The 10,083-nt window shown below is 49.5% G+C and carries 8 protein-coding genes; 3 read left to right on the top strand and 5 right to left on the bottom strand.

The annotated features are described in order from the left end of the window. Positions 1–163 precede the first annotated feature (163 nt). On the bottom strand, positions 164–1,543 hold the full coding sequence (locus CIK04_RS02045) for a PhoH family protein (protein ID WP_017420041.1): 1,380 nt from the start codon (positions 1,541–1,543) through the stop codon (positions 164–166). 521 nt (positions 1,544–2,064) lie between these two features. Here CIK04_RS02045 and rapA point away from each other — a divergent pair. From rapA to CIK04_RS02030, 3 genes are all read left to right on the top strand, one after another. After that, a complete protein-coding gene (gene rapA / locus CIK04_RS02040; protein ID WP_017420040.1) occupies positions 2,065–4,974 on the top strand; it encodes an RNA polymerase-associated protein RapA in 2,910 nt (969 codons plus the stop codon). A 92-nt stretch (positions 4,975–5,066) separates the two neighbouring features. Next, complete coding sequence (locus CIK04_RS02035) at positions 5,067–5,819, top strand: pseudouridine synthase (protein WP_017420039.1); 753 nt, start codon at positions 5,067–5,069, stop codon at positions 5,817–5,819. Positions 5,820–5,875: 56 nt separating this feature from the next. Continuing rightward, the gene (locus CIK04_RS02030; protein WP_097353502.1) at positions 5,876–6,838 is read left to right on the top strand and encodes a D-2-hydroxyacid dehydrogenase; all 963 of its coding nucleotides are present in this window, start codon (positions 5,876–5,878) and stop codon (positions 6,836–6,838) included. Positions 6,839–6,897: 59 nt separating this feature from the next. On the opposite strand, the gene CIK04_RS02025 is transcribed toward CIK04_RS02030, so the two are convergent. From CIK04_RS02025 to CIK04_RS02010, 4 genes are all read right to left on the bottom strand, one after another. After that, entirely contained in the window at positions 6,898–7,287 is a 390-nt protein-coding gene (locus CIK04_RS02025; protein WP_011079420.1) for a RidA family protein, read from the bottom strand. 108 nt (positions 7,288–7,395) lie between these two features. After that, entirely contained in the window at positions 7,396–7,857 is a 462-nt protein-coding gene (gene pyrI, locus CIK04_RS02020) for an aspartate carbamoyltransferase regulatory subunit (protein ID WP_011079421.1), read from the bottom strand. A gap of 14 nt (positions 7,858–7,871) precedes the next feature. After that, the gene (pyrB, locus tag CIK04_RS02015) at positions 7,872–8,801 is read right to left on the bottom strand and encodes an aspartate carbamoyltransferase (protein ID WP_011079422.1); all 930 of its coding nucleotides are present in this window, start codon (positions 8,799–8,801) and stop codon (positions 7,872–7,874) included. A gap of 259 nt (positions 8,802–9,060) precedes the next feature. Beyond that, a complete protein-coding gene (locus CIK04_RS02010) occupies positions 9,061–10,065 on the bottom strand; it encodes an ornithine carbamoyltransferase (protein WP_017420036.1) in 1,005 nt (334 codons plus the stop codon). Positions 10,066–10,083: the final 18 nt, after the last annotated feature.

Below are 10,083 nucleotides of genomic sequence, written 5' to 3'. Positions count from 1 at the left end.
CGACGTGTTCGCCCCTTTYYTTGCGAGTAAACTTGTTTACTCATTTCAGCTCTAACAAGTACCCTAGTTCCTAGTTCCTAGTTCCTAGTTCCTAGTTCCTAGCTCCTAGCTCCTAGCTCCTAGCTCCTAGCTCCTAGCTCCTAGCTCCTAGTTCCTTTCTCCACTACAAATTCTCCTCGGCAAATTCAGCTAAGCGGCTGCGTACCACGCCATTAAGGTGAATGTTGGCGCTGCCTTCAAAGTTCTTAAAGCGCTCAACCATGTAAGTTAAACCCGAAGTAACGGGGGTGAGGTAGTGAGAATCGATCTGTGCAAGGTTACCGGAACAGACGATCTTCGTCCCTTCGCCACAGCGAGTAATAATGGTTTTGATCTGTGAGGCGGTGAGGTTTTGACACTCATCGAGCAGAACAAACGCATTTTGGATCGAGCGGCCGCGCATAAAGTTGATCGACTTAAACTGAATGTTGGCTTTGTCGACAATGTACTTCAGCGATCCTTCGGTGCAGTGATCGTGCTTGTGCAGTGCTTCTAAGGTATCGGTGACCGCCGCCAGCCAAGGCATCATTTTCTCTTCTTCCGTACCCGGTAAGAAGCCGATTGACTCGCCAATGTCTGGGGTGTTTCGCGTAACGATGATCTTATCGAACATGCCTTTTTCAATGGTTTGTTCAAGTGCCGCCGCGAGTGCCAGTAAGGTTTTACCACTGCCCGCCGCGCCAGTGAGGATCACGAGATCGATGTCGGGATCGAGCAAGGCGTCCAATGCCATCGCTTGGTAGATGTTTTTCGGTGTGATGTCCCATGCTTTGCGGTGCATCAGGCGCTCACGGCTGAGATCGAGCAGCGTCAATTTGTCACCATCGATGGTTTCGACGCGGCCAACGAAATCACTCTCTTCCTCATCCACCACGTATTGATTGATAAACGTTGGATCAAATGGAGCACGATCTAACTTATGAAAAGTGCGCCCTTCCAACGCGTAGCTTTCCACTTGATCCACTTGACTCCAAAATTCGCCTTCTCGAACTTGGTAGCCTTTGGTGAGGTATTGAATGTCATCAATCAATTGGTCGGTGCGGTAATCTTCCACATACCGCACCCCTGCGCCTTTGGCACGTAGGCGCATGTTGATGTCTTTGGTGACCAACACCACTTCGCGTGGGGCACGCTTGTTTTGCAGGTAGAGCACAGCATTAAGGATACGGTTGTCGCCCGCTTTATCGGCGAACGCTTTGACGGTTTCTTGCAATTCAAAATCGGCCAGAATAGAAATGGTGCCGCGGCCTTCGCCCTCTTTCGATACAGGAATACCGTCTGAAATTTCATCCGGTGTCGCGTCTTTGAAAAGATCTTCCAACGCCCGAATGGCCACTCGAGCATCACGAGCCACATCTCGTTTGCTGTCTTTGATTCTGTCGAGTTCTTCGAGCACCGTCATAGGGATGACGACGTCATGCTCTTTAAAGGAATAAATAGCGAAGGGTTCGTGTAGCAGTATGTTGGTATCAAGTACAAACAGTTTCCGATCGGTATCGCCCATAGCGTCTCCTTGCCGTAAAACCGGCTTTGCTCAAAGTACACTAAGCGGAAGAGTTGGCTTCCTGCTTAGCATCTTGCCTGCAGCAGAGGTCGTGAGCATACGGCGTAATATACCGACAGAGGCACCAATTGGGGCGCTTATGGCATGTCAACCGAGTAGCGAGACGACTTACTGCAAACCCGTGTTGATCCAAATCGATTACGTTAAAGCTAGCATGAATTGTGCCGAGTTATTTTTCTGACGCGTTCATGCTGGCTTAATTCGAGTATACGTCATTTTTGGAACACCAGGACTCACAAATGACACGCTTTGTTTACATTTTGATTTCATCGTCACGCCTTGAAAAAAATATCGAGATTCCGAGTGTTTGAGCGTGACCTCCATCACGCCATCAAGTAAGATTAGCGACCTTTTTCTGCGGCGATTTCTTCATCGATTGATAATTGATTTGTCCCGTTTGGCGGTGACAAAAAGCAGAACTAAGCTTTTAAGATTCACAATTAAAACGAGGTAGTCTATTCATGGCATTTGCTTTGGGGCAGCGCTGGATCAGCGATACGGAGAGCGATTTGGGTTTAGGTACGGTAGTGGCGTTAGATGCTCGCACCGTGACACTGATGTTTGCAGCATCAGAAGAGAACCGAGTTTACGCCAGTAACGATGCGCCGGTAACCCGAGTAGTTTTTAATGTCGGTGATGTGGTTGAGTGCCAAGAAGGTTGGTCACTCAAAGTGGAACAAGTGGTGGAAGAGAATGGGTTATATACCTACCTTGGCACGCGTGAAGACACCGAAGAAACTGGTGTTGCACTGCGTGAAATCTTCCTGAGCAACCAAATTCGTTTTAATAAACCGCAAGACAAAATGTACGCCGGTCAAATCGACCGCATGGACAACTTTGTGTTGCGTTACCGCGCACTCAAAAATCAATACGAGCAACACCGCAGTCCAATGCGAGGCCTCTGTGGTATGCGTGCGGGCTTGATCCCCCATCAGCTTTACATTGCCCACGAAGTGGGTCGTCGTCATGCGCCACGTGTGTTGCTGGCGGATGAAGTGGGTTTGGGTAAAACCATTGAAGCGGGCATGATCATTCACCAGCAAGTGCTGCTTGGCCGTGCTGAACGCATCCTGATCGTGGTGCCGGAAACGCTGCAACACCAGTGGTTGGTGGAGATGATGCGTCGTTTCAATCTGCATTTCTCTATCTTTGATGAAGAACGCTGTATCGAAGCGTTTGCCGAGTCAGATAACCCATTTGATACCCAGCAGTACGTACTGTGTTCACTCGATTTCTTGCGTAAAAGTCGCAAGCGTTTTGAGCAAGCGCTTGAAGCCGACTGGGATCTGCTGGTGGTAGACGAAGCGCACCACCTTGAGTGGAGCCAAGACAAACCAAGCCGTGGCTACCAAGTGGTCGAAGGGCTAGCAGAACGCACCCCTGGTGTGTTGCTGTTGACCGCAACCCCAGAACAGCTTGGCCGTGAGAGTCACTTTGCCCGTTTGCGCCTTCTCGATTCAGACCGTTTCTACGACTACGCTGCGTTTGTTGAAGAAGAAGCGCAATACGCCCCGGTTGCGGATGCGATTACTGCGTTATTCTCCGGCGTGAAGCTGGCGGATGAGGCGAAAAACCAAATCACGGAACTGCTTTCCGAGCAGGACGTTGAGCCGCTGTTCCGCATCATTGAAAGCAATGCGGATGAAGAGAGCAAAGCGATCGCTCGCCAAGAGTTGATTGATAACTTGATGGACCGCCACGGCACTGGGCGTGTCTTGTTCCGTAACACCCGTGCGGCGATCAAAGGTTTCCCTGTGCGTAATGTGCACCTGTTGCCGATGCCGATCCCAACCCAATACACCACCTCGATGCGTGTTTCGGGCATGATCGGTGGCAAGTTGGCCCCAGAAGCGCGTGCGATGAAAAATCTCTACCCAGAAGAGATCTTCCAAGAATTTGAAGGGGAAGAGTCGAGCTGGTGGCAGTTTGACTGCCGTGTAAACTGGTTGCTGGAAAAACTGAAAGCGCAACGCAGTGAGAAAGTTCTCGTGATCGCTTCGCGTGCCAGCACGGCGTTGCAACTGGAACAAGCATTACGTGAGCGTGAAGGCATTCGTGCTACCGTTTTCCATGAAGGCATGTCGATTCTTGAGCGAGACAAAGCTGCGGCTTACTTCGCGCAAGAAGAGGGCGGCGCGCAGGTGCTGATTTGTAGTGAAATCGGCTCTGAAGGTCGTAACTTCCAATTTGCTAACCAGTTGGTGATGTTTGACCTGCCATTCAACCCAGATTTGCTTGAACAACGTATTGGCCGTTTGGACCGTATTGGTCAAAAACGCGATATCGATATTCATGTGCCTTACCTGCAAGGAACGGCACAAGAAGTCTTGGCGCGTTGGTTTAATGAAGGCCTCAATGCATTTGCTGAAACTTGCCCAACAGGCCGCACGGTCTATGACCAAGTCTCTGATCAACTGATCGAGATGTTGGCATCGGGTTCCAATGAGGCGTTGGATGATGTGATTGCGGAATCCGCCAAACTGAATCAAGCGTTGAAAGCCGATCTAGAGCAAGGGCGTGACCGTCTGTTGGAAATGCATTCCAACGGTGGTGAGAAAGCACAGCAAATCGTGGCGGAGATTGCCGCCAAAGATGGCGATACCAACCTAGTGAGTTTTGCGCTTAGCTTGTTTGATACCATTGGTTTGAACCAAGATGACAAAGGTGAAAATGCCATCGTGGTAACACCATCGGAGCACATGATGGTGCCGAGCTACCCAGGTTTGCCGTACGAAGGCGCGACGATTACCTTCGACCGTGATACGGCGTTGTCACGCGAAGACATGCACTTTATCAGTTGGGAACACCCAATGATCCAAGGTGGTATGGATTTACTGATGAGTGAAGGGGTGGGCACTTGTGCCGTTTCTCTGCTCAAGAACAAAGCATTGCCAGTCGGCACTTTGCTGTTGGAGCTGATTTATGCGGTGGACGCGCAAGCGCCGAAACGCAGTGGTATTGGTCGCTTCTTACCTCGCACGCCAATTCGTTTGATGATGGACGCTCGTGGCAACGATCTCTCTGCCCAAGTGGAATTTGAAAGCTTTAACCGTCAATTGAGCCCAGTGAATCGCCATTTGGCGAGCAAATTGGTTTCGTCGGTGCAAAACGATATCCATCGTTTGATTGAAGCGGGTGACCAGTTGGTGGTGGAAAATGTCGAAGCAATTCGTCAGCAAGCACAGCAAGAGATGCAGCAGAGCCTAAATAGCGAACTTGAGCGTCTTCAAGCATTGAAAGCGGTCAACCCGAACATCCGTGATGAAGAAATTGAAGCGATTGACTCACAAATCAAAGAGTTGAACGGTTACATCGCGAAGGCGCAGTTCCAGTTGGATTCACTGCGTCTGATTGTGGTGAGCCACAACTGATCCCGAGTGATCCGTTAAACGACCATCGGCTCCTTTACTGGAGCCGTTTTGTTATTACAATATGCCCGTTAATTTTGCAGTGAGACTTTGCCATGGCAATGCTTGAGTACCTTCCACCGACCGATCCTTGGACGGAGATTATTTTCGAAGATGACCATATTTTGGCGGTCAACAAACCTTCGGGATTGCTTTCGGTTCCGGGGCGCTTGCCAGAGCATCACGACAGCATGTGGAGCCGCTTGCAAGAACAGTATCCGGAGATCCAAGTGGTGCATCGCCTGGATATGTCGACCTCAGGTTTAATGGTGTTTGCCAAGAACAAGCGCGCAGAAGCGGCATTAAAGAAGCAGTTTCAATACCGTTTAACGCATAAGGTCTACTACGCACGCGTGTGGGGCCATGTAGAAGCAGATTCAGGCATGATTGATTTGCCACTGATTTGTGATTGGCCAAACCGCCCGATGCAGAAGGTGTGTCATGAACATGGCAAGCCATCGCAAACGGCGTTTCAAGTTGCCAAACGCGAAGTGCATGCCAATGGAGCGCAAACCACGATTATGCGTTTACTTCCCGTAACGGGGCGTTCACACCAGCTGCGCGTACACATGCAGGCATTGGGGCATCCGATCGTCGGCGATGAATTTTACTCCCAAGGTGACGCGTTTACCTTCTCCGATCGTCTTGAATTGCATGCCGCAGAGCTGAGTTTTTATCATCCTAAGAGTCATTGGTTACGCAGCTTGTTCGTTCCTTGTGACTTTTATCCGGATGCCGAAGAGATGATCTTTTCATATTTCGATCCTGCGCGTAAATTACCGGATTACAAGTCGCTGCCCAAGAGCTAGGCTCTCGCCTTTCACATTTTCGATTTCTTTTCACTGGCAGTGCGTAAGGAGTTTTTATGTCGCTGCCTGTTGTGGTTTTTCTCGACCGCGCCACCATTCCTGCCCACATTACCCTGCCGACCTTGGCGTTTGAGCATCGCTGGGTTGAATACGATTTCACGTCGCCAGAGCAAGTCCTTGAACGTCTGCAAGAGGCCGATATTGTCATCACCAATAAAGTGCTGCTCAATCAAGCTGTGTTGGCGCAATTACCGAACTTGCGGATGATTGCAGTCGCCGCAACCGGATTTAACAACGTCGATGTGGAGTATTGCGCGGAACAAGGCATTGCCGTCGCGAATGTGCGAGGCTACGCAACGCGATCAGTGCCTGAACACGTGATTGCTATGCTGTTTGCGCTGCGTCGCAACCTGTTTGGCTATCATCAAGATATTGCTGCCGGAGTATGGAAAAAGGACAAGCAGTTTTGCTTTTTTAGCCACTCGATTGGCGATATGGCGGGCTCGACGTTAGGCATTATTGGTTCTGGCGCATTAGGGCAAGCGACGGCGCAGTTGGCGCAAGCTTTGGGTATGAAGGTGCTGTTTGCCGAGCGAAAAGGGCAAAACGATTGTCGTCAGGGTTATCACCCTTTTGAAGAGGTGCTGGCGCAGGCTGATGCGATTTCTCTTCATTGCCCGCTTTCCGCGCAAACACACCATTTAATTGGCGCGGCAGAGTTGGCCAGCATGAAAAGCAACGCGATTTTAATCAACACTGGGCGTGGTGGTTTAGTCGATGAACAGGCTTTGGTCGAGGCGTTGAAAGAGGGTGACATTGCGGCGGCTGGCGTGGACGTGTTTACCGCAGAGCCTGCCGATGAAACCAATCCACTGCTCGCAAACATGCATTTGCCAAACTTGCTGCTCACGCCGCATGTGGCGTGGGGCAGTGATTCTGCGATTACTCAGTTGTGTGAGATTTTGCTGGAAAACATCAACGCCTATTGGCGAGGTGAAACGCTCAACCGTTTGGTGTAGCGAGCACCCATGAAAAAGGGTGACTTAATGTCACCCTTTAAAATCGGTTGGATTGGCGATTATTTACGAACCGCGATCGCTTCGATTTCGATGCCCACGTCTTTTGGTAGACGAGCCACTTCCACACATGAACGTGCTGGGTAGTGCGCGACGTTGTGCTCGTCGAAGAAGTTACCATACACTTCATTTACTGTGCCAAAATCGTTGAGATCTTTAACGAATACCGTCATTTTCACGATGTCGCCTACCGTCAAGCCAGAGGCTTCTACCACCGCTTTGACGTTGTCGAGTGATTGGCGAGCTTGCGCTGCGATGTCTGCTGGCACTTCGCCTGTTGCTGGGTTTACTGGGATTTGGCCAGAGGTCAGTACCATATTGCCTAGGTCTACGCCTTGGATGTATGGGCCGATTGCAGCAGGTGCTGAGTCTGTATGAAGTACTTTAGTCATTATTATGTTCCGTCTTGATTGCAAGGAAAACAAAGAGCGTTCAGTGTGCCGTGAAAGAAATGATTGGTAAAGAAAAAATCCCCGCTAGGTAGGCGGGGATCGTATCGATTAACGCTCAGTGACGATCTCTCGGGAGAAGACTTTTTCACAATATTTACACTTCAAACGTACGTCGCCTTTTTTCTCAAACACGCGAAAGTTACTCGCAACTGGCTCATTGTGCGTAATGCAGTTGGTGTTTGGGCATTCAAACACATCACTGACAAACTCAGGCAGCTCCAACGCGAGCTTCTTCACCACTTGGTAATCTTCAATTTGATTGACGGTGGCGTGAGGCGCGTAAAGGGCCAATTTGCTCGCTTGCTCTTCGTTGATAAACACGTTTTCAATCTTGAGCAAATCTTTGTTACCCAGAGCGGATGAAGGCAAATTTAAGCCAATGGTGACACGCTGCGATGAGTTGTGCATATCAAACAATTTGAGCACCTTGATGCCTACTTGTGCTGGAATGTGGTCGATCACTGTACCGTTTTTAATCGCTTCAACCTGCAATTTTGTCTCTTTGTTCATCTTGATTCTCCTACTTACAGTGATTCGTTCAGTACCAGTGCCAACAAGGCTTCACGGGCGTAAACGCCGTTTCCTGCTTGCTGGAAGTAGTAAGCGTGCGGTGTTTTGTCGACGTCAGTGGTGATTTCATCCACACGTGGCAGTGGATGCAGCACTTTGAGGTTCTCACGTGCGCCTTCCAATAGCGCTGCGGTGAGGATGTAGGCCGACTTAATGTGCGCGTATTCCGATTCATCGAAACGCTCTTTTTGTACGCGCGTCATGTAGAGAATGTCCAGCTCAGGGATCACGGTTTCCATGTCGGTGTGCAGACTGTAGCTGATGCCAGCTTCATCCAGATCTTCAAGAATGTAATCTGGCATCGCCAACGCATCCGGAGCCACAAAGAAGAAGCGGATGTTGTTGAATTTTGCCAAGGCTTGAGTTAACGAATGTACGGTGCGGCCGTATTTTAAGTCACCGACAAACGCCACATTCAAGTTGTCCAAACGACCTTGCGTTTCGGAGATGGTGAACAGATCAAGCAGCGTTTGGGTTGGATGCTGGTTAGCACCATCACCGGCGTTGATCACCGGAACGCCGTTAGAAAATTCAGAAGCCAGACGCGCGGCCCCTTCTTGTGGGTGACGCATGACAAAAGCATCCACATAGTTTGAGATGACTTGCACAGAGTCAGACAGCGTTTCGCCTTTTTTTGCCAGCGAGGTGTTGCCACCATCGTCAAAACCAATGACATCGCCACCGATGCGTTGGATGGCCGTTTCAAACGACAAGCGAGTACGGGTGGAAGGCTCGAAGAAACAACTCGCGACGACCTTGTTCTTTATCAGTTCTGGGTTTGGCTCTGCTTTTAACTGACCTGCCGTTTTGACAATCAATTCCAGCTCAGCGCGGCTAAGCTCTGGAATGGAGATAATGTGCTTCTTATAAAGCGAGTTTGTCATAATCGTCTTCCCTATCTGAATGTTTCAGGCATAAAAAAGCCCCCCATTACGGGAGGCTTCAAAATTCTATTGGTTGAACAAATACAATGGCAGAAGAAACGACGCCATGCAGGTGGGATTGCGTACCTGCTCGTCGTGTTTTGTTACTGCGATGATCCATTGTTATTTACCAACCCTCGGACAAATTGCCGAGCATTATACGCATAAGAAAAGCGAGCGCAAGCGATTACATCAAGCTTTAGGTCTGAAATGTAATCGATTAACTGCCTAAAGTTGCAACCATCACGGCTTTGATGGTGTGCATGCGATTTTCGGCTTCATCAAATACAATCGAGTGCTCAGATTCAAACACCTCTTCGGTTACTTCCAAGCCTTTCATACCAAACTTGTCGGCCACTTGTTTGCCAATGGTGGTTTCGTCGTTGTGGAAAGCAGGTAGGCAATGCATAAATTTGACATTCGGATTGCCGGTTTGCTTGAGGACGTTCATATTGACTTGATAAGGCTTCATCAAGGCCACTCGCTCATCCCAAGCCTCGGGTGATTCACCCATGGAGACCCAAACATCGGTATAGAGGAAATCACAGCCTTGTACCCCTTCAGCGACACTTTCGGTCAGAGTAATCTTGCCACCGGTTTGTTTGGCAATGGCTTGGCAGGCGGTCACGAGTTCTTCATCGGGCCAATAAGCTTGCGGGCCAACAAGGCGAACATCCATGCCCATTTTGGCAGCGCCCACCATCAACGAATTGCCGACGTTATTTCGCGCATCACCAAGGTAGGCAAACTTGATCTCAGCAAGTGGTTTTCCTTGGCTGTGTTCAAGCATGGTCAGAAAGTCAGCAAGAATTTGTGTAGGATGAAATTCGTCAGTTAAGCCGTTCCATACCGGAACACCAGCATAAGCGCCAAGTTCTTCGACGATCGCTTGGCCAAAGCCACGATATTGAATGCCATCGTACATGCGACCCAACACTCGTGCAGTGTCTTTCATCGACTCTTTATCACCAATTTGCGAGCCAGAAGGGCCGATATAGGTGACTTGTGCGCCTTGATCAAAGGCGGCGACTTCAAAAGCACATCGGGTACGAGTTGACGCTTTCTCAAAGATCAATGCAATGTTTTTGCCCAGTAGTTTCTTCTGCTCAGTGCCAGCGTATTTGGCTTTCTTAAGATCAGCAGACAGATCGATCAAAAACTGGATCTCTTTTGTCGAGAAGTCCAACAACTTGAGGAAGTTGCGATTCCGGAGATTAAATGCCATGACTCGTTCCTTATTTAT

The sequence above is a fragment of the Vibrio sp. 03_296 genome (genome assembly GCF_002265885.1).
Note: the sequence above shows the minus strand (reverse complement) of the source record. Positions and strands in the feature narration are given on the sequence as shown.